Here is a 20,464-nt window from a genome sequence, read left to right on the forward strand (position 1 = left end):
TCAATCACGAAGAGGGAAAAACTGAGCGGCTTCAGAGATCGTATGCAAAAGCGTGGTCTCCTGAGGCGTACCCATCCACACCGCCACGGCGCTGTAGTTATCCTGCTGGGTTTGTGACCCGGCACCGTTTTTCAGCAGGATTTGGTTCATTAATGTCAGCCACTCGTCGGGCGTATTGACCATATGCAGCGACTGCTGCATCTGCTCTTCGGTGACGCCGTGCCAGAAACCATCCGTACACAATAAGAAAGCGTCACCATCTTCAATCGGCACCACATCGCTGTAGCTCGGCTCGCGCTCATCTTCGCCGAGTCCAAGCGCGAAATAGAGCAGGTTACCGTTAATGCCTTCAACCTGATGTCCGGCGTCTTTCATCTGCTGGACCAGGCTGTGATCGGTGGTCACATGATAGAGCCAGCCGCGGCGAAAGAGATAGAGACGGCTGTCTCCGGCGTGGGCCCAGTAAGCCAGCTCGTAATCGCGATCGATAAACAGGCTGACCATGGTGGTGCCCATGCGGTTGTAATCCCGTACCGCTTGCTGCTCTTTACGGATTGCACGATTCGCGCCGTTGATGTAGTTGCGAATGTACTGGGCATTGAGGTGCTCATCGCCGTCAAACTCGGTGATGATGGCATTGCGCGCCAGTTCGGCCGCCTTGTCACCGCCGGGCAAACCGGCGATGCCATCGCAGACGACAAAACAGGCGGCACGCTCGCCGATAGTTTCTCCGGTCTGATCCTGATTACTGGCACGCTCGCCTTGTCGTGATATTGAGGCGGTGCTGATATTCATTCTTCCGATCCGCTTTGTGAGTCTTTGTACTGGTTAACCTCCATGTCGTAAGCGTGGAGGAACGCTTCACCGAACAGGGTATGGAAGTCATCGTCAATCTCACCGGCGGTTTGCGCATAGGTGCGCACAAAGTAGTCCCACATCGCGGCCTTGCGGTTGGAGAGCACGCCAAGACGTGAGGTCGCGCCGTCACGTTTTGCATCCTCTTCCAGCTGCTCAGGATTAAAGGATTGCAGCATCGCCGCGATAATGGCGCGGATACCGGAGATCATCCCCAACTGGTGCGCCTGCAGATCGATCAGCGCATCGCGCACCGATTTTTTCGGCGGCATAAAGCCCGGCATGCGGTTGCCGAACATCTGCATCAGCACGGTTTTACCCGACGGCAGCAGTTTGAACGGGTTGTTTGCATCATCCAGCACCATGGTCATATCCGCTTTCACGCCGCGCTTTAAGATCGAACGCGAGGAGAGCAGCGCCACGGTGCCCTGCGAGAACATACTTAACATCTGGCCAAACTGGCGCATGTTCTCTTTATCAAACTGCGGAACGGGCTGCATATCGCCAAGCCCCATCCCTTCAAGCAGCGCTTCAAGCAGCTCGCCCTGCAGCACATCTCCGCTGCCGCCCGACGTGCTGGCAGGCGCTGTTTTCGCACCGGGGCTCTGCACCGGATCGATACGCAAGCGCCCTTTCGGCGTCTGCGCCGCGCTGCGCTGTACCGCCTGCGGCGTTGGCAGCGTGATGCCGGCATAATCCTGCGGCTCCTGTACATCTTCCTGCAGCGGCAGCGACTCCTCTTCGGCGAAGAGCGGCGTAGCGCTCAAATCCTCTGCGTGCAGATCGGTAATAATCGGCTGCGGCTCTGCCGGCGGCTCGCTGGCCTGCAGATCGGTGATGATCGGCTGCACCGGCTCCTGCGGTTTCGCGGGGGCAATCTCATCAGCATTCGCCAGCGGAACGGCACCGCTCAGCAGCCCTAGGGGATCGTCGCTGCGCGCCTGCGGAGCACTACCGCTGCCGCCAAACAGTGCCAGCGGATCGAGTTCGTCACTCTCAGACGTACTCTCTTTCGGTGCCTGTACCGGTTCAACCGGCGGGACTAAGGTCGATGGCGTGGCGTCATTAAAGATGCTGTCATTTTTAAACAGCTGTTCGTCATTGAACAGATTGTCCGAATCGAGGGATTTTGGTGCCACCAGCGGCTCATGGTTGCCCAACAATGAGAGCGGGTCTTCCGGGTTGCGCTCCGGCTCTTTCGGTTCAGCAAAGGGATTGAGGTTTTGCGGCTCGGCGGATTTGGCGCGGCTGCTGGAGATGCTGTCGGAGATAGAGAACTCCTGCATCAGGCTGTCCCAGATCTCCGTCGGCACGGAGGCAGGTGCGCTCTCTGCGGCATTTTTTGGCGCAGCGGCCGGTGCAGGTGCAGGCTTCGCCGCCGGAGCAGGCGTCGGCTTCGGATACATCTCCTCGGCCATGCGGCTCACCGGCTGCGTGTCCTGAATGAGATCGCTCACTTCGATGCGGTATTCATCGATACCGAGAATGTCCCCATCCTGAAGCTCGACCTGGCGGCCGCGCTCCAGCGGAATGTCGTTGAGCACGACGCGCGTAACGTTGCCGCGGTTGGTGACACGGCATTCGCCCGTGCCGGAGATATGAACAATGGCCTGCAGACGGGAAATAGAGCGGTCGTTATCCGGCAGCACCAGATTATTGTCGGTGCCGCGGCCAATGGTGCCGCCCGGAGGATAAAAGTCGCAGCGGCTTTGCGGCGGCTGATGACCGGGTTTATTGGTGATAATAGTGAATCGCATCGCGTATTCCTGCTGGAGTTATGTGCACTCAAACGGCGCCGTTTTGGGTAAAGCGGCTGCGTTTGAATACGGGCATCTAAAGCGTTACTCAGCCCACTGCGGGGAAGGCAGTACGCCCTCCCCGCTATTGTGATACGACTCAGACGCCATCCAGGCTGTGTGCCAGGGTTTCCAGACGATCGTTCATCGATTTCTTCAGGCACTGCGTGTCCGCATTGCAGTTGTTGCGCTGGCTTAACCACGCTTTCTGCTGCGATTGCAGCTGTTTATCGAGATCCTTGTTACCAACCTTGACCGCTTCCTGGCGGAAGGAGCGGTAGGAGCGCGCGACGCTGCTGTCCAGCGACGCCAGCTCGCGATCGCTGCAGATCGCTTTTTCCGGTGCAGAAGCCGCTTTAGCACAGTCAAACGACGCTTTCGGCTTGCTGTTTTTATCTACTGGCGCGAGTAACAGGATGGTGCCATCGGTCCAGTTGAGCAGTACGCTTTTGTTGACCACAGCGAAACTGGCATCAGCGCCCGGATCGCCGTTAGAGAAGTTTCCTGATGCACAGGTAATGTTCTCAACCTGCGCCTTCGCTTTACCGTCTAAGCCCAGCTCATAGGTTTTAGCTGCGTCTTTCTCCGGAATAGATTGCGTTGCCGCAATCCAGGCGTTAAGCGTAGAACCGTTCTCTTTTATCGTCGGTGACTGGCAGTTTGACCCGCCCGGCAGCGACGTGGAGATCCCTTTATCGGTCACGCTAAGAAAGCGCCCCACCAGGCGATCGTCATTGAACTGGTAGTTCAGAGTACGTTCAGATTCCGTATTGATAAAAGCTTGCTTAACCTGCCACTCGCCCGTAACCGGCGACTTAGCCGCCAGCGCAAGTGACGGCATCAGGGTCGCTGCGGAGATTGCCGCCGCCAGCATCACAATTTTATGCGTCTTCATCGGTCAGTTGTTCCCATAGTCGCCGTTTAAGTACAAATTCACTTCAAAGTTACGACGATTGATCAAGCCCTTCATCACCTTATGCTTACTGGTATTGGCGCGCTTAATTTCCGTCATCGCGTCAGAGATCTGCCCGCGGTTGATAAAGCCAAACACGTTGCTCAGGCGTCCTCCCGGGTTATAAGCGAAGGAGACCAGGGCATCAAACTCATACTGTTTGAGCTGCACAAAAATACCATTTCTCACCTTGTTGACATACGGGGGAACCGTTGCACGCAGTAAGTTTGTCTCCTGCTCGTCAGTCAGGCGCACCAGGGTGGCGTTATCTTTCGCAAACTGGCTCGCTTTGTCGTCCTTCAGCCCGGCGGCTTTACTGATCTTCTCTGCTGTAATGGCATCGATACCAATTTCCATCATTTTAGCTTTGATGGACTGCTCAGATCGCTCTTTCATATCGTAGCCCGGCCCAAGCGTAACGCCGCTTGCGCCGCCTGGCCAGTGCAGATAACAGCTTTTGTTCACCCAGGCTTCGCGATGAAAAATGAAGCTCATGCCACTTGCGGAAATATCCATTGCGCCAACCGCCTGACGCCCTGCGCTACCGGAGATCGGCGGCTGCGGTGCGCGGGTTGTCACGGGTTTACCCAATGCAGCGAGCGTACGACGCCCGACAATACCGTCCACATGGAGATTCTGTTTTGCCTGGAATTGTTTGACAGCCATTTCCGTTTTTAAGCCGAAAATACCATCATCACCGACGTTAAACCCTGCCTTACTCAGCAGTTGTTGTAACTCTTTGACATTCGTACCACGATCACCCTTGCGCAGAACACTCATTCGTTCATCCTCAAAATATTCTTTAATATTTATACGCATTCAAACGACACAGCTTTCAGCAAAGCTGCTGCGTTTGAGTAGCAATAGCTCTCTGTTGCAGGAAACACGCTATTTGATAAGAGGAAGTCAAAACTAAAGAGGAAATGTGTGGTGTTTAGTAGCAAGAAAACAGGGTGAGCCCTTGCGGGCTCACCGAAGCAATTACGCTTCTTTGTTTTCTTTGATGTTCCAGCCAGCGCTGGTTTCAGCACCTTTACCGCCGGAAGAGGACTGCTCCCAGTACTGCTGTTTCACTTTCGCAGCCTGGAACGCATAGGTCACACCTACGGTGTCGCCGTTGTCAGCACCGGTGTACTGAACGGAGGTCACCAGCACGTCTTCCAGAGTGATGCGAGCATATTCAACCTGCTGACCACCTGCTTTGCAGACAGAGAGTTCAACTTTGGTCAGATGCTTGCCGCTGGAGCAGTGCTTCAGGATAGCGGTAGTAGATTTGTCAATGAGTGCATTTACATGCAGGTCGTTGAAATTCACTTTACCGGCACCGCCGCCACCGCCAACGCTCATGTTCCCTGGCTGTGAAGCACCCCAGGAGAAAGATGTGATATCAGTCCAGCCGGTGTGGTTAGAGTCTTTAGACTCGCCCGTAACTCCATCGACCTTCAGAAACATATCAATAGCCATAATATTTACTCTTCGTTAATGATAAATATTGCTTTCGAAAAAGCGCTTATATGGCAAATGGGTAAGAATGGGGCTGAATAAAACCGTCCATATTTTACCTCTGCCTCTTTACATTCCGAAAAAACGGTTGTTTCTTCAGAAATTCGTTTTCTCTCACACAGAGAAATTTAATCTTTTAAAGTGATAATTTGATTACTGTGAATCAGTTTAATTCCCAGAACCAGATTTCCTTGCAATGCGGAAAGCAGTTTGAGTTACAAATAAAAGAATTACTTGTCAGGGGCTCAAGCATATCAATATGCCCACCGCCATAACCATCAATTCTATTAAAAAAAAACGACACCACGGCGTTTTAAAAGGGCCCGACCACCCTCGACTTTGTCAGTGTAAATTTCCGCACTACCAAAAATATGGGATTTATTGAGTTGGTCGGCCAAAAGTTTGGCTCCCATTTCAAATTTTTTACCTTTTAATGGGCCTTTTCTGATCGTAAACCGTCCTGAAAACTCAATATTACATTTTAGCAGCGCCAGGCTCATTCTTACTGCACAAGTGTTTTCGTACTGGTCACCTTGTCGCAGTAAGGCCTTAAAATCATAGCCTATTTCTGAAAACAGAGCATCAGAGTCCACGAAACCTGCTCGCACATCATTTGAAGAGTAATGCTGCCTTTTCAACTGCTCATATAATGGTCTCATTTTTCACTCCTTTTGGCGCAAGGAAGAATGTCAGCCATGGAATTTGCAATATACTCAGCTGCAGGTTGTTCTCTTTCCTCTGGTTTCATTTTTGATAAGCTTGAATAAATATATTCATGCGCGGAGCTGGGAAGGATTTTTTTGTAGTTACACCACGTTTTACCTTCGGTTGCATCCAGCACGCCTAAAAAATACATATCAGCCTTAATGCGCTCACGTTCGTTTTTTTTATTATTCCAGGCGTTGAAAAAACGCTCGGCGGTGAGCTTAACATCATGCCCGGTTAAAAGCGCAGGATCGCGTGGGAATACAGAAGTGTCATCTTCTGGTAAAGATTCAGCCCTGGGATATTCATACGTTTTAGTTTCCGCTAAAACCATCACAGGCACTGTTATTAAAATAGTGACAAGTAGTGCTCTCATTTTCATCACAAATCCCTCTGTTACGAAAAGTATTAGTTGACCGTAAGCGCAGCGCGCTTACGGTCTTACAGCCTTACGCCTCTTTAGTTTTCAGCGACGGCAGTTTTGAAACCAGACGCAGAGAAACGGTCAGACCTTCCAGCTGGTAGTGCGGACGCAGGAAGAACTTCGCCGCGTAGTAGCCCGGGTTGTCTTCGATCTCCTGCACCTGCACTTCTGCAGCAGCCAGCGGTTTACGCGCTTTGGTCTCCTGCGAGGAGTTTGCCGGGTCACCGTCGACGTAGTTCATCACCCAGTCGTTCAGCCAGCGTTCCATCTCATCACGCTCGCGGAAGGAGCCGATCTTGTCACGCACGATGCACTTCAGGTAGTGCGCAAAGCGGCAGCAGGCGAAGAGATACGGCAGACGGGAAGCCAGGCGCGCGTTGGCGGTGGCATCAGCGTCGTGGTACTCCATCGGTTTTTGCAGTGACTGAGCACCAATAAAGGCAGCAAAGTCGGAGTTTTTGCGGTGGATCAGCGGCATAAAGCCGTTTTTCGCCAGTTCCGCCTCACGGCGATCGCTGATGGCAATCTCGGTCGGACACTTCATGTCCACGCCGCCGTCATCGCTCGGGAAGGTGTGGCAAGGCAGGTTTTCTACCGCACCGCCGGACTCAACGCCGCGGATGGAGGTGCACCAGCCGTACTCTTTAAAGGAGCGGTTGATGTTGGTCGCCATTGCGTAAGCGGCATTCGACCAGGTGTAGTTGTTGTGGTTAGCACCATCGGTCTCTTCTTCAAAATCGAAGCTGTCGACCGGGTTGGTACGAATACCGTACGGCAGACGCGCGAGGAAACGCGGCATAACCAGGCCCAGGTAACGCGCATCTTCAGACTCACGCAGCGAACGCCATGCAGCGTACTCGGTGTTCTGGAAGATCTTCGTCAAATCGCGCGGGTTCGCCAGCTCCTGCCAGGACTCCATCTGCATCACGCTTGGTGCGGTACCGGTAATGAACGGGCAGTGTGAGGCCGCGCCGATACGCGCCATTTCACCCAGCAGCTCCACATCCTGTGGGCTGTGGTCGAAGTAGTAGTCGCCGACCAGGCAGCCGAACGGTTCGCCACCGAACTGGCCATACTCTTCTTCGTAGATTTTTTTGAACAGTGGGCTCTGATCCCAGCCGACGCCTTTATAGCGCTTCAGGTTGCGACCCAGCTCCTGCTTGGAGATGCTCATAAAGCGGATCTTCAGCATCTCATCAGTTTCAGTGTTATTCACCAGGTGGCTCAGGCCGCGCCATGCGCTCTCAAGCTTCTGGAAATCTTCGTGGTGAATAATCTGGTTGATCTGCTGCGACAGCTTCTCGTCAATACCGGCAATCAGGTTCTGAATGGTGCGATAGGTGTCGGACGAGAAAGTAACGGTGTTCTCCAGCGCCTGCTGCGCCAGGGTTTTCACCGCGCTTTCGACCGCGGAACGCGCCTGATCGGTTTTAGGACGAAACTCTTTATTGAGCAGAGAGCTGAATTCGTCCTGGCTAAAGGACTGGGCACCCTGCTGCAGTTCTTGTTGTTGAGAAGGATTGCTCATCAATTATTCCTCTTTACCTTGCGCACTCTCGTCACTGTTCGGCATCTGGCTGAGTGATTTCAGCAGGGTCGGATCCTGCAGCACTTTTGCAATCAGCTCTTCAGCACCGTTTTTACCGTCCATATAGGTCAGCAGGTTAGAGAGCTGGGTACGCGCCTCCAGCAGCTTATTCAACGGTTCGACTTTGCGGGCAACGGCGTCCGGCAGGAAGTCATCCATGCTTTCGAAGGTTAAATCCACGTTCAGACGGCCATCACCGGTCAGGGTGTTGTCTACGTTGAACGCGACGCGCGGTTTCAGCGCTTTCATACGTTCATCGAAGTTGTCGACGTCGATTTCGAGGAATTTACGCTCTTCAATAGAAGGTAAGTTCTCCACCGGTTTCCCTACCAGATCCGCCATTACGCCCATCACAAACGGAAGCTGGATTTTGCGCTCCGCGCCGTAAACTTCCACGTCGTACTCGATCTGTACGCGCGGCGCGCGGTTGCGGGCGATAAATTTCTGACCACTGTTACTCATTGCCATGATGTTCTCCATCGAATATACGCGGTGAAGGTTTGATGACAGGCAACACGCCTGCCGTCATAACGCGGTTTGCGTCACTCCTGACGCCCAAAAATATTTTGTAGCTGATTGACGCCGTCCGGCGCCAGATCGCGAATGATCTCCATAAAGTCCAGCTCGATTAACCGCTGCACGCGGTCGATCATCAGCGGTGCGGGGTGGCTCGGCTCATGCTGGGCAAAGTACTGTTTTACCTTCTCCAGCATTAACTGGGCATCTGCACGCGTGGCGACCTGCGCGGTACGCCAGTCGGTCATCGCCGGTAACGGAACGGCAGCCGCAGGTTGCGCAGCGCTCTGCGTTGGTTGCGGCTCCGATGTGCTCTCCACAGGCTCATCGGAGCGGGAAGCACGGCTGACACCTGCAATCATACCCACGGTCTTGAGTAACTGTTCCATTTCCGGCACCCCGCTTTCGCCCAGTTGTTCCAGCAGCCATGTACGGATGGTTTGCAGACGCCCTTCGATTTGCCCGATAGCTTCAATGCCAGGCTGACCGCCGCGCGTCAACTCATCAATCAGGCGCACCCGTCCACCAGGGTAGCCTGCACACTCGGTTTTGCTGCCGTCGAGCAGCGACTGCGCATCACGCACGATAATCTCATCGCCGTTGCTGCGCAGTAATACGGACTGGCGAAGCGTGGTGGTTAGCGATGATTTATCGCTTAACCCGGCCAGCGCGTTAATGCGAAAGAAGGGATCAAACTCGCCGCCGTCGGTCAGGGATGGCCAGAGCTGATCCCAGTACAGGGAGAGCGCCTGGCCCAGCAACAGCAAGCCGTCCGCATACCCTTCAAGGCCGCGGCGGCGTGTCCATGCGTGGGTCAACGCCATCATCACGCGGATATCTTTGGTGCGTGAAAGCAAGCCGGTGGCCAGTTTTTCCACGCGCGTCCAGTCAGCCGGTTCAGCCGGAATAATGGTGCTGCCAAACTGCTGCTCGGCTTTGCCAAGGCTCGCCTGCTCCATCGCCTGGAAATCGGCGTCGTACTCAAGGTTTTCGCCGCACGGCTGCTCCGCAGTAACCGGAGCCAGTAACGTTTCAATAGTCATCCGCAACCTGCTTATTCATCAAACATCGGTGGGTAAAGACCGTGACGACCGGGTCTTGCGCCGCCTGCCGGTTCAAACAGTAGCGTAAAAAGTTGACCGGTAAAGTTGCCGCTGTGCACATGCGTGTAGAGCGGATACCCATCGCTACGGTTGGTCCACCAGAAACTGATCTGACGCTGCGGATCAAAGCATTCGGCGGCCTGCTGCCAGCCGATCGATGATTCGCCATCGCCTTCATAACCAATCACATCAAGAATTTCCGACCGCGCTTCCGGCTCCGCCAGCTGCACCGGCGGGATAGCAAGCAGCGCCTGATCGAGCTGCTCCGGTGAATAGCCGTTGCGCACGGCGTGCAGCATGGTGCGACCGAGCTGCTGATACCAGTCACCCGCTTGCGCCAGGTGACGCGGCGACCACTCCAGTGGGTTAATCGCCATCAGCGCGCAGAGCGGATACTGGCGGCCAACGCTGTCACGCCCCGGAAGCAGGCATCCCATCTGAACCTGCTGTCCGCCCAGCATCGGCGGAACAACGAAGTTCCAGATTGGCGCATTGCTGAACTGCCGTTCACCGCCGCGCTGCTCCTCTTTTTGCCAGTTCATCAATCCCACCTGAAACCAGTGGGACCATTGACGCTGCAGAGCGTCGGGAAAGCGGCGCTGGAGAAAATCACCCGCACTGGGCAATTTTCCATACCAGCTAATTGCAGAAGTCGTAGTCATTAGGCGTTCCTTTGCGGATCAAGGACATGCGAATCGTGGAAGCTGGAACGGATTGCGGATACTGTTAGGCGCAAACTCCAGCGTGACCTGATGCCCGTCAACCGTGAATGTCGCCTGGCGGCTCAGGCTGCTGCTGCCAGGGCTTACGCGCGCTTTATCGAAAAAGCGGTTCAGCGCCCAGGCGCCGTTGGTCACCAGTGTTGCGGTTGTACCATTGGCCAGACCCAACTGCATGCGCACCTGGTTGGTGCCGCCTGTTCCCGGCCAGCTAACAATTTGTACCGCCTGCGGCCCATGGCTGTAGCGCAGGATCTGCCCGTCCACATCCAGCGTCATATTGAGGATAGTGTTATCCATCCGCACTGTACGCACCGTGGTACGAAAAGAGGGTGTTGCACTGCCATTGGCAAAGAAGGCATCGCGAATCGACTGTGCCTGCTGGAACGGGACCAGCACCCCTTCGCTTCCCGGCAGCGTTTTACCATCGATCCCCGGCATAAAGCGCCATGTGGCCTGCGTGGTATCAACTTTATTGGTCAGGTTATCGCGAAAGAAGACATCCATCAGACCGGTGCCAGGGGCAAACATACGCGCCAGATCGTCCGGCGTCACTTCAGCGCTGGCAGAACGCACCAGCGGGTAACGCCCGGCGATTGCCTGACGGCAGAAGCTGCCCACTTCAACGCTGATACGCTTACGCACATTCTCCATATCACGGCGTTGCGTATCGCTGCTGGCACCCACCGCCATGTTGCTGAACATGGTTTGCAGGCCGCCCGGCAAGCGCCCTGCGCTCGCCTGCAGACGGCTGATCGCCTCTCCGCCCGGCGCTGGCATGCCGCTGTTGGCTGCATCCTGCACCGCCGTCAGGTAGCGATAGAGTTCATCAACCTGCTTGAGGAAATCATCAAAGACGATGGTTTTACCGCCTTTCTCCAGCGGCTGCGCCAGCTCAATGATCGGTGCAAAGTGCTCGGTCACGCGCTGTTCAGGCGTCTGGTTAGCGGCCGCGTTGCCCGCAGCGTTGTTTTCACGATTGCTGAAGAGCGACTCCAGCATCTGTGTACCGCGATTGCTACTTTCAGGGTTTTTCTCTTTCTCCGCCGCAGCAGGGTCATCGCGCACCAGCGTCAGCTGCTGGCTGAGGTTAACCACCAGACGGCGCAGCGGTGAGTTGTTGCTGGAGAGAACGCGCGCCGTATTGATGCGCTGATTGAGATCGGCGCTGTTATTCAGCTGAATGTCGCTTAAGAAGCTGTCCCAGATGGTAATGAAGTCGCGAGCGTAGAGCTGACGCACCGCATTATCGGTCTGCTGTTTATCTTCCGGCTGCGTGGTTGAGCCTAATACCCAGGCGTCATCTTCATGCAGGGAGGCGGTCACCGGCGCTATCTGCGCATTGAAACTGTTCCAGTAACCATTTGGCGTATAGAGACCCGGGATGCCATCGTTCACCGGCTTGCCGCTTTTACGCGAGAAGACCAGTTCACTCTGCGGACCACCCAGCGTAGCCAGCGACACCGGCTTGAGGTTTTCATCACGCTCCAGCAGGCGTTTAAGGCGTCCATACACGCGCGTTGAGAGTGGCTGCTGGTTAATCAACGCCTGCTCGCGGCTGATGAGCGCGTCATCTTTTGCATAGGGCGAAGCGACAATCTGCTCCTCCAGCAACTGCGTCAGGTGCCACTCCAGCTGGCGGATCTGTGCTTTGGTTACGTTCTGAGGCAGATTGCGTTCCAGGTTGAGCATCACCCATGAGTGCAGGAATTTGCCATCGTAATGTTTCGGCTGGTAGAGCATCTGATACGCTTTCAGCGCTTCATAGCTGTACTCGACGTCACTGCCGTTGTCGTTACGCAGCCAGGTGGTGACTCGCATTGCTACTTCCGGCAGCAGCATCTGCTCCAGCGCTTTTCGGTAGAGCGCCTGCGAGGCATCCGAGACATCGTTACCGCGATAGAGCCCCATCCGGCGGGTAATCGGCGGATGATTGATGTCGAACTCTTCACTCTGCGGCAGCTCGGCAAGGCCATTCAGCAGGGGCAGTAAGGCAAACAGATCGCCCTGCTGTCGGTTACGCAGCGCTTTAATCTCCTGATCGAGCGCCGGCACTTTCGCCTGGACTTCATCAAGGTAATCTTTGTTGTTGCCGTAGCTGGTGAACCAGAGCGCGCTGAGGATGACCAGCAGCGCCAGCAGTGCGGCATAACCAGACCAGATCACTGCACGGCTGCGCAGCTCCCACCAGCGGTTCTGCCCGGCGATCCCCGCTTCCTGGAAGATAACGTTCTGCAGCAGGTGCTTGATAAAGAAGCTCTGCCCTTTACCACCCGGCACCGGTTCATCTTTGCTGACGGAATCCCAGTTATCGCCCGATTTGCCCTGCGGCAGAGAGAGCGCGCGGTTAAGCTCACCCATCACCCGATCGAATGGCAAACCTTCCTGCGTACCGCTGGCGAAATAGATACCGCGCGGCGAGAACTCGGTTTCAAAGTTGGAGCGGGCAAAAATCGTATCCAGATAGTCCGACAGTAGCGGACGCAGCGCGGCAAACTCTTGCGGAAAGAGGAAGCACTCGGCGCGCACCTGCGGATCGCTCTCGCGCAGCATCGTATCCGGCAGACCGGCGTCCAGACGCTGTTGCAGCAGCGCAAACTCCTGAATAAAACTGCCCTGCAGATCGAAATCGGCGAGCTTCGCTTTTTCCCACGGGAAGGTAAAGCCCCAAATCTGATCGCGCTGCGCTTTATCAAAGCCGGAGAAATAGGCGCGGAAGCCTTTAAGCAGGTCAGCTTTTGTTACCAGCACATAGACCGGGAAACGAATGCCCAGCTGCTCATGCAGTTCGGTGAGACGTTTACGCAGATTGAGCGCCTGCTCGCGCGAGGCTTCGGCCGACTGGGTCAGCAGGTCGGCGATACTGATGGTAATAATCACACCGTTGATCGGCTGACGGCGGCGGTATTTCTGCAGCAGGCCGAGGAATTTATTCCATTCACTGGCGTCCTGAACCTGCTCGCTCTCCTGCGTGGTGTAGCGTCCGGCGGTATCAAGCAGGACGGCTTCATTAGTAAACCACCAGTCGCAGTTGCGCGTTCCGCCAATGCCGCGCAGCGCGGTTTTGCCAAAGCGGTCGGCGAGCGGAAATTGCAGGCCGGAGTTTACCAGCGCGGTGGTTTTACCAGAGCCTGGCGCGCCGATAATCACATACCACGGCAGCTGATAGAGGTACTGGGTGCTGAAACGCTGGGTCCAGAGGCCACGCTGGCCCGGCTGGTTAAAGTGCGCTTTTTTCAGTACCTGTGCCGCCTCTTCGAAACGGTCATTCAGCACCTGGTCGTCGCTGGTCAGACGTTGACGCTCAGCAGGATCCTTCGCCTCTTCGCTTTTAAGGTTGTCCATCAGCTTGCGGTTGAGCCACGCATTATAGAGACGCGGCACAATGTGGCTGTGAACCCAAATCAGGTACATCACCGCAATGGCGATCATGCGGTTTTGCTCGGACTCCAGCGGTCGGGAGTCGACGACCGACAGCAGCGGCCCGATCATCCAGATAACCGCAGCCAGCCCGGTAACGCCAAGGAAACCCCACAAAATGCGGTTAGTCAGCAATGAAAGCAACATGTTCATCCATTAGTTTCCTTGCGGCAGTCCGTTCAGCTCGGCGGCCGTATTTTCCGGCGACACAAGCAAGGTAATTTCGACACGGCGGTTACGCGCGCGGTTTTCGGCCGAGTTGTTCGGCGCGATGGGATCCATCTCCCCTCGCCCTTCGGCTTTCACACGCTCCGGCTGCGAAAGGTGTTTTTGCAGCAGCGACTGCACAGAGCGCGCGCGCTCAAGCGACAGTTCATAGTTGGAGGCGAAACGTGCGCTGCGAATCGGCACGTTATCGCTAAAGCCGACCACCAGGATCTTACCGCTGACATTGTTCATTGCCTGCGCAACGCGGTCGATGACCGGCTCGTAGCTATCGCGCGCAACCGTGGAGGCAGAGGCAAACAGCCCGTCACCTTTCAGGGTCACGACGCTGCGATCGGCCTCATCACGTACCGCCACCAGGCCGGCCTTGATCTCAGGACGCAGAAACTCGCGCAGGTTAAGCACCGGCTGCACATGCTGTACCGGCTGTTGAACTGAAACTTCCGGCAGCTGCGTCTGGTAGATCTTCGCCAGCACCGGATTGGTGTTATCGCCCAATCGCCAGTTGAGCACGATATAGAAGAGGCAGGCGAGGAAACCGGCCAGCCCGGCGCAGGCCCACACTGGGATCACCGGGCGCCACAATTTGCGCATTACCGGCTGATCTTCCGGGTGCGGCGAGAGCGGCGGTGGGTAGTTACCCCGCACGCCGCGGATCATCTGCCATAAACGCTGTTTGATGGTTTCAAGCTGCGTACGGCCGTTGTCCATCACGCGGTAACGCCCTTCAAAACCCAGCAGCAGGCAGAAGTTGATTAACTCCAGCAGCGCGATATGCTCGCGCGGGTTTTGCGACAGACGCGCCAGCAGCTGGAAGAACTTCTCCCCGCCCCAGGTTTCATTATGAAACGTTACCAGCAGGCCGCTGCCGGACCACACGCCGCGGCTGCCCCACGGTGTGAGCGCGGCGGCTTCATCCAGAGCGGTGCAAAGACAGTAGCGTGCGCCCACGATGACTTCGTACGCCAGGCCGGATTGCTGGCAGCGCACTTCAAAACGGCGAATTTCATCTATCAGGTGCTGACGTAGCCCGCTCTGATCGTCATGAGAGACCGAGTAGCGGATCTGCGGTATCGCATTGAGCAGCGGATTTGCGGCCGCCACCAACGCATTGTTACCACTTGCTCCTGCCAGGACGGCATCGCTGCCGGAGGCGTGTTGTTGCTGCATAGTGTGCGCTCGCTGTGTTATTCCGTCGGGCTACGGATGGCCCAAAATTCCATATCAAGACCGGGGAATTCGCCCGCCAGATGCAGTGCGAAAGCGCCCGATTTTTCCATTTCGTTCCAGAGCTCGCCGCCCTTTTCCAGTTCAAAATAGTTATAACCGGCGTGCCATGGAATTTGCGGCGGTGCAACAGGCATGCTGCGAAGCTTCATGCCAGGCAGCTGAAGCTGCACCAGATCGCGGATTTTGGTCACTGGCGCGACTTTCATCTGCGCCGGGAAGTGGGTTTGCAGAATTTCGCCCGGGACGCTGGCCTTCACCGCCAGCACAAAACCAAACTCGCGCGCCATGGTGGTGGTTGGCAGCGTGGCGATGTTCAGGCCATGAGTACGCTCGGTGAGCGGCAACTGGATGGCATGCTCTTCCATTACCAGCGACAGCCCCTGGCGCAGCATCAGCTGCAATTTACTGAAGCAGCCGGCGAGATCGTCATGGTCATAAATCGGCAACGTCTCTTCCGGCGAGCGTGCCGCGGTCCAGGTGGTGAGCTCGGTGGCAAACGCCAGCCAGCTGCGCCATAACTCTTCCGGGTGGATCATCGGCAGCGATTTCAGGTGCGACATCTGCCCGACGTGATGGTTAATCAGTGCCAGCAGCGAGAACTCCACCATTTCAGAGGTGTTGAAACGTCCAGGCTGGCGCAGACGCTGACCAATCTGCTGGCTGCGCTGCATCAGCAGGCTCTGCAGATCGTTCATCACCGCGTAGAGCGAAGGATTATTGACCGCGTTTAACATGGGCGGAATATAGCGGTTGTCGATGCGCACCTGGTTGTCGTTGCGCTTTTCAAGCACATGCGCCACACCAATTGCCGTCCACTCTGCGCTGAGGTCCTTCTCCAGCATCAGTTTCAGGCGCAGGCGCCCAAACTGCACCGCAGCGGGACCAACGGACATGGCGTTGTCATCATCGACTTCGCTCTCCCAGGTGACGTAGCGCGCCAGCGAATCTTTCTCTTCGCTGAAAATCACTTCATCGCGACCGCCGCGACGGGCTGGCAGCGCCAGCACGACACGTTCGTTAGTGAGGTTATCCGGGATCACCAGCGGGGTTGGTGCCTGGCGAGCATCGTTGAAAGAGAAGAAGGTGCCGTCTGGCAGTAAGCCGCTGGCATAACTGACGGCAATGCACCCCTGGCGAAGCATCGCGTCGTCGAGTTCGATATCAAGGTAGCCCCAAAGATAGGGGCGCTGCAGGGTTCCCCACTCGCGAATATGGTGCTGAAGATAGCTTTCCGCGCGTTGAAAATGGTGGGGACGCAGAAACATACCTTCGGTCCAGACGACCTTTTCTGCTTTATTCATACTGTATTCCTGTCAGGATGGCGCTATTTGGAAATCACGCGTATTCCGTTAACGTCGAGAAAGATGTTGGCTTCCAGCGCATCTTCTGACGATTTCCAGAACTCATAGAAGTGAGACTCCCCCTGTACCGGTAACGGCAGGGAGATTCGCCATTTTTTGCCGTCCAGCGCCTGATACTCCGCCATCACGCCAATGTAGCGCGCTTCGGGCGAACTGTTGCCGGTCAGCGTTTTTGACAGCTGACCGGGCATCAGGAAGAACTCATCACTGTTCAGCAGATTGCCGCCCAGTGCGCTATCGGCGTTGTTTTGCAGCGACCAGAAATCGGCGGACATAAATGTCGCGTCCGATTTCAACAGCAACACCCTGACTTTAAGGGGAGCGGACTCATTGATTTGCGGATGAGCCCTGAACTGAAGGTTATAGCTGGTAGGTACGCTGTGTGAAGACGATCCACAACCGCTGGCCAGGGTGGCCAGCACAAAGAAAAACACCAGGCTAATCTGGCGTACAACCGAATTATTATTCATAGCAGGTACTCATCACGGCTGGATTAATCGATGATCCAGGTCCCGGATTTAACGTTTTTGCAAGCCTTACCGCTGCCGTCGACCGTTACGCAGTTCGCTTTTTTACGCTGAACTTTGCGGCGATCGTTGCGCAGAGTTTTTTCGTACAGTTCGCTTTTAACGACCGCACGCATCGGCACATAGCCAATCAGCTCTTCCTGACCTTCATCGGCCAGCGCCATCCAGAAGTGTTCAACCTGACCAAGCACAACGTAGGTTTTGCCCGCTTCCAGCTGGCGAATGACTTTGCCGCCGAAATCAGGTTTGCTCATGACAGATGCCGGGTAGAGCGCGCGGTAGTCTTGTTTAACCGGTTCGAACTCCTTCGGCGGCAGTACGGCATATCGGTGGGTCAGGGTTACGCCATTCACTTCACTGGTAACAATTGTGTCGTCGGAAGGTGCGGGTTTCTGATGTTTTACACAGCCAGAGACGCCAAATACAAAAAGAAGTGCCAATACGATTCGCATGTTCATAGGGTTTGTTCCATTGCAAATATATTACTGTGTTGACGTGCATCGTTATGGAGAGGGGAAATGAAATCGTTATGAATGACTCAGTTCCTTGTCCGTTAAACGACCTGTTAATGAATTAAGGGCATAGCTACCGCACGAGCCTGTCCGCAAGGACCGCCGCAACAATATTACTTTTCATTGACTATCGTGACATGATTTTACAGATCGGATAATTCAATTCAATATCATTGCCGAGCCGTTGAAAAACTATTACTTAATTCTTTTGCAAATTAGGATAAATCTCAAGAATTAATTTCACTTAAGCAGAAAAACGGCAAAATTTTGTTCTGAGATGAATCCCTCGCCGCCAATTATAATCCTAAAGTGATGAATAATAATAAAAATTTTATATGCATAATCCGGTAGTATACAGACCGAAATATGAGATAGGACAATTCCTAAAAGTCAAAAAGAGCGAAGCAATACTACAATATTTGGTAGCTGATATTCCACATTGTCGGGCTAACCTTTGCGCTAAGAATGTTTATTTGGGACTTTTCTTCGCTGCAACCAGATTTTTTGCGAAATATATCGACTTTTAGTTCCGTTATTCTTCGAAAAAGATAGTTACAGACAAAACTATTACTGCAGTAAATCGCTTTTACAAGGTGACGGCCGCACTTTATTTCATTCAGTGTGACTAAACTCTAATAAAGCGCGCTTAACCGAATCCATTCAGCCAAAGCTCATTGATTAAAAATAAGGCAATCGGCTGTACCTTCTCTTTGCTACCTGCCTTCTCTGCAGTAAGACAAAGCTCTTCGCTACCCTGGCCGCCCCGAACTGCCGGATCGCTCAGAGGCGAGAGGTAATTTCTCCGGATTGACACAAAATGCCGGGCACAGCACACGAATTGTCTGAGATTCGTCTATGGTTTTGGTCAAGGTTGAATGCAGCGGCCCGCTGCTTGCTCGCTAAGGAGACGTCAATGATAAAACCTGTTTTGCGCCAGCCGCGCACCCTCTTTCTGGTCATGCAACTTGCATTGGGTGGAACATTACTTGCCGCAAATGCCCCAACATTCGCGGCTGAAGCGCAAAACCCGCCGCAAACTCCCGACATCCTTCTCGGTCCGTTATTCAGTGATGTGCAAAGCGCCAAACTCTTCCCCGATCAAAAAACCTTTGCCGACGCGGTTCCCAAGAGCGACCCACTGATGATCCTTGCGGATTACCGCATGCAGCGGAACCAGAGCAGCTTTGATCTGCGCCATTTTGTCGAGGTGAACTTTACGCTGCCGGAAAAAGGCAAGCCCTATGTGCCGCCTGCCGGACAAAACCTGCGTGAACATATCGACGGCTTATGGACAGAACTGACGCGCACCACCGATAGCGCGGGCAAATGGGACTCACTTTTACCGCTGCCTAAACCCTATGTCGTGCCCGGCGGGCGTTTTCGCGAAGTCTATTACTGGGATAGCTACTTCACCATGCTCGGCCTTGCCGAAAGCGGCCACTGGGACAAAATCGAGGATATGGTCGCCAATTTCGGCTATGAAATTGATACCTGGGGGCATATTCCGAATGGTAACCGCAGCTACTACCTCAGCCGCTCACAACCGCCCTTCTTCTCTTTGATGGTGGAGTTACTGGCGACGCATGACGGTGATGAGGTACTGAAAACCTGGTTACCGCAGATGGAGAAAGAGTATCAGTACTGGATGGAAGGTACCGATGCGCTACAGCCGGGCGAGGCGAATAAGCGCGTGGTGAAACTAAGCGATGGCAGCATTCTGAACCGCTACTGGGATGATTCCTCAACGCCGAGACCGGAGTCGTGGCTGGCAGATGTTACGACAGCGAAAAACAACCCGAATCGCCCGGCAACGGAGATCTACCGTGATTTACGCGCCGCTGCAGCTTCCGGCTGGGACTTCAGCTCCCGCTGGATGGACGATCCTGAACAGCTTGGTACGATTCGCACCACCAGCATTGTGCCGGTCGATCTCAATGCGCTGATGTTTAAGATGGAGAAGATGCTCTCCCGCGCTTATCAGGTCTCTGGCGATAGTGCTAAAGCGAGCCACTATGACGCGCTGGCCACCGCCCGGCAAAAAGCCATTGAGACCAATCTGTGGAATACGAAAGAGGGCTGGTACGCCGATTACGATCTGAAAACCAAAAAGGTGCGCAATCAGCTGACCGCTGCGGCTCTCTATCCGCTGTTTGTTAACGCGGCGGCAAAAGATCGCGCCGACAAAGTAGCAGCGGCGACCGAAGCGCGTCTGTTAAAAGCGGGCGGCATCACCACGACTACTGTTAAAAGCGGTCAACAGTGGGATGCGCCGAACGGTTGGGCACCACTGCAATGGGTCGCAGCCGCCGGATTGCAGAACTATGACCATCAAAAACTGGCGATGAGTGTTAGCTGGCGCTTCCTGACCAACGTTCAGCACACCTACGATCGCGAGCAGAAGCTGGTGGAAAAGTATGATGTCAGCTCCACCGGTACGGGCGGCGGCGGCGGTGAATATCCGTTGCAGGATGGCTTTGGCTGGACTAACGGCGTGACGCTAAAAATGCTCGATCTCATCTGCCCGAAAGAGAAACCGTGCGACAGCGTGCCGCAAAAACAGCCTGCGGAAAATGCCACACCTGTCGCTGAGCCGACGGCGCAGAAAGTGGCGCAGTAAAGTATAAAAAAAGGCCGCATAAAAATGCGGCCTTTTTTCAGAGAAGATCCGTTACCGGCGTACAAGGCGGAAAACCGCCAGCACGACAATCGCGCCGATCACCGCGACGATAAAACTGTGCATGTCAAAGCCCGTAATGTCGCCGCCATAACCGAACATTGTTGCCAGCCAACCACCGACCACTGCCCCGACAATCCCCAGCACACAGGTCAGAATAAAGCCGCCGCCGTCGCGTCCTGGCATAATGAATTTCGCGATTACGCCCGCAATCAGGCCAAATACAATCCACGCGAGAATACCCATATTCACTTTCTCCTTTCGTTTATGACGTGTAAATGAACGCCCTACCCTGTAGTGCGTTGCGTACAGTATAGATGTCTTGCGCAAAAGCGCTGTCATCTCACAGATTTA

At 54.7% G+C, this 20,464-nt stretch carries 18 protein-coding genes; 1 reads left to right on the top strand and 17 read right to left on the bottom strand.

The window, feature by feature from the left end:
- The 16 genes from ACWPW2_RS11120 to ACWPW2_RS11195 all read right to left on the bottom strand — a co-directional run bounded on the left by ACWPW2_RS11120 (nucleotide 1) and on the right by ACWPW2_RS11195 (nucleotide 17,382).
- The gene (locus ACWPW2_RS11120) at nucleotides 1-795 is read right to left on the bottom strand and encodes a PP2C family protein-serine/threonine phosphatase (protein WP_023480106.1); all 795 of its coding nucleotides are present in this window, start codon (nucleotides 793-795) and stop codon (nucleotides 1-3) included.
- On the bottom strand, nucleotides 792-2,612 hold the full coding sequence (gene tagH / locus ACWPW2_RS11125) for a type VI secretion system-associated FHA domain protein TagH (protein WP_454123034.1): 1,821 nt from the start codon (nucleotides 2,610-2,612) through the stop codon (nucleotides 792-794). The genes ACWPW2_RS11120 and tagH overlap by 4 nt, the downstream gene beginning before the upstream one ends.
- A gap of 139 nt (nucleotides 2,613-2,751) precedes the next feature.
- Nucleotides 2,752-3,546 carry a lysozyme inhibitor LprI family protein gene (locus tag ACWPW2_RS11130; protein ID WP_454123036.1) on the bottom strand — a complete coding sequence of 265 codons (795 nt, stop codon included), beginning with the start codon at nucleotides 3,544-3,546 and terminating at the stop codon, nucleotides 2,752-2,754.
- Between the two features lie 3 nt (nucleotides 3,547-3,549).
- Entirely contained in the window at nucleotides 3,550-4,383 is an 834-nt protein-coding gene (locus ACWPW2_RS11135; protein ID WP_454123038.1) for a peptidoglycan-binding protein, read from the bottom strand.
- A 201-nt stretch (nucleotides 4,384-4,584) separates the two neighbouring features.
- Nucleotides 4,585-5,067, bottom strand: coding sequence for an Hcp family type VI secretion system effector (locus ACWPW2_RS11140; protein WP_023480099.1), 483 nt, complete (start codon nucleotides 5,065-5,067; stop codon nucleotides 4,585-4,587).
- 326 nt (nucleotides 5,068-5,393) lie between these two features.
- Nucleotides 5,394-5,765, bottom strand: coding sequence for a T6SS effector amidase Tae4 family protein (locus ACWPW2_RS11145; protein WP_454123040.1), 372 nt, complete (start codon nucleotides 5,763-5,765; stop codon nucleotides 5,394-5,396).
- The gene (locus ACWPW2_RS11150; protein ID WP_454123042.1) at nucleotides 5,762-6,193 is read right to left on the bottom strand and encodes a Rap1a/Tai family immunity protein; all 432 of its coding nucleotides are present in this window, start codon (nucleotides 6,191-6,193) and stop codon (nucleotides 5,762-5,764) included. The genes ACWPW2_RS11145 and ACWPW2_RS11150 overlap by 4 nt, the downstream gene beginning before the upstream one ends.
- Nucleotides 6,194-6,260: 67 nt before the next feature.
- Entirely contained in the window at nucleotides 6,261-7,763 is a 1,503-nt protein-coding gene (tssC, locus tag ACWPW2_RS11155; RefSeq protein ID WP_023480123.1) for a type VI secretion system contractile sheath large subunit, read from the bottom strand.
- Nucleotides 7,764-7,766: 3 nt separating this feature from the next.
- Nucleotides 7,767-8,291, bottom strand: coding sequence for a type VI secretion system contractile sheath small subunit (tssB, locus tag ACWPW2_RS11160; RefSeq protein WP_023480163.1), 525 nt, complete (start codon nucleotides 8,289-8,291; stop codon nucleotides 7,767-7,769).
- Between the two features lie 74 nt (nucleotides 8,292-8,365).
- The gene (tssA, locus tag ACWPW2_RS11165; RefSeq protein ID WP_023480159.1) at nucleotides 8,366-9,382 is read right to left on the bottom strand and encodes a type VI secretion system protein TssA; all 1,017 of its coding nucleotides are present in this window, start codon (nucleotides 9,380-9,382) and stop codon (nucleotides 8,366-8,368) included.
- Between the two features lie 11 nt (nucleotides 9,383-9,393).
- The gene (gene tagF, locus ACWPW2_RS11170; protein WP_023480097.1) at nucleotides 9,394-10,104 is read right to left on the bottom strand and encodes a type VI secretion system-associated protein TagF; all 711 of its coding nucleotides are present in this window, start codon (nucleotides 10,102-10,104) and stop codon (nucleotides 9,394-9,396) included.
- Nucleotides 10,105-10,122: 18 nt separating this feature from the next.
- On the bottom strand, nucleotides 10,123-13,734 hold the full coding sequence (gene tssM / locus ACWPW2_RS11175) for a type VI secretion system membrane subunit TssM (protein ID WP_454123046.1): 3,612 nt from the start codon (nucleotides 13,732-13,734) through the stop codon (nucleotides 10,123-10,125).
- Nucleotides 13,735-13,737: 3 nt separating this feature from the next.
- The gene (locus tag ACWPW2_RS11180; RefSeq protein WP_454123048.1) at nucleotides 13,738-14,976 is read right to left on the bottom strand and encodes a DotU family type VI secretion system protein; all 1,239 of its coding nucleotides are present in this window, start codon (nucleotides 14,974-14,976) and stop codon (nucleotides 13,738-13,740) included.
- A gap of 17 nt (nucleotides 14,977-14,993) precedes the next feature.
- Nucleotides 14,994-16,337, bottom strand: coding sequence for a type VI secretion system baseplate subunit TssK (gene tssK, locus ACWPW2_RS11185; protein WP_023480188.1), 1,344 nt, complete (start codon nucleotides 16,335-16,337; stop codon nucleotides 14,994-14,996).
- Between the two features lie 23 nt (nucleotides 16,338-16,360).
- On the bottom strand, nucleotides 16,361-16,867 hold the full coding sequence (tssJ, locus tag ACWPW2_RS11190; protein WP_023480035.1) for a type VI secretion system lipoprotein TssJ: 507 nt from the start codon (nucleotides 16,865-16,867) through the stop codon (nucleotides 16,361-16,363).
- 23 nt (nucleotides 16,868-16,890) lie between these two features.
- Nucleotides 16,891-17,382, bottom strand: coding sequence for a hypothetical protein (locus ACWPW2_RS11195; RefSeq protein ID WP_023480118.1), 492 nt, complete (start codon nucleotides 17,380-17,382; stop codon nucleotides 16,891-16,893).
- Nucleotides 17,383-18,349: 967 nt separating this feature from the next.
- On the opposite strand from ACWPW2_RS11195, the gene ACWPW2_RS11200 reads away from it, so the two are divergent.
- Nucleotides 18,350-20,053, top strand: a complete 1,704-nt coding sequence (locus ACWPW2_RS11200) for an alpha,alpha-trehalase (protein ID WP_454123051.1) — start codon at nucleotides 18,350-18,352, stop codon at nucleotides 20,051-20,053.
- A 51-nt stretch (nucleotides 20,054-20,104) separates the two neighbouring features.
- Here ACWPW2_RS11200 and ACWPW2_RS11205 read toward each other — a convergent pair whose 3' ends face one another.
- The gene (locus ACWPW2_RS11205) at nucleotides 20,105-20,356 is read right to left on the bottom strand and encodes a GlsB/YeaQ/YmgE family stress response membrane protein (protein ID WP_023480073.1); all 252 of its coding nucleotides are present in this window, start codon (nucleotides 20,354-20,356) and stop codon (nucleotides 20,105-20,107) included.
- Between the last annotated feature and the right edge of the window lie 108 nt (nucleotides 20,357-20,464).

This window comes from Kosakonia sp. Marseille-Q7440 (genome assembly GCF_965119485.1).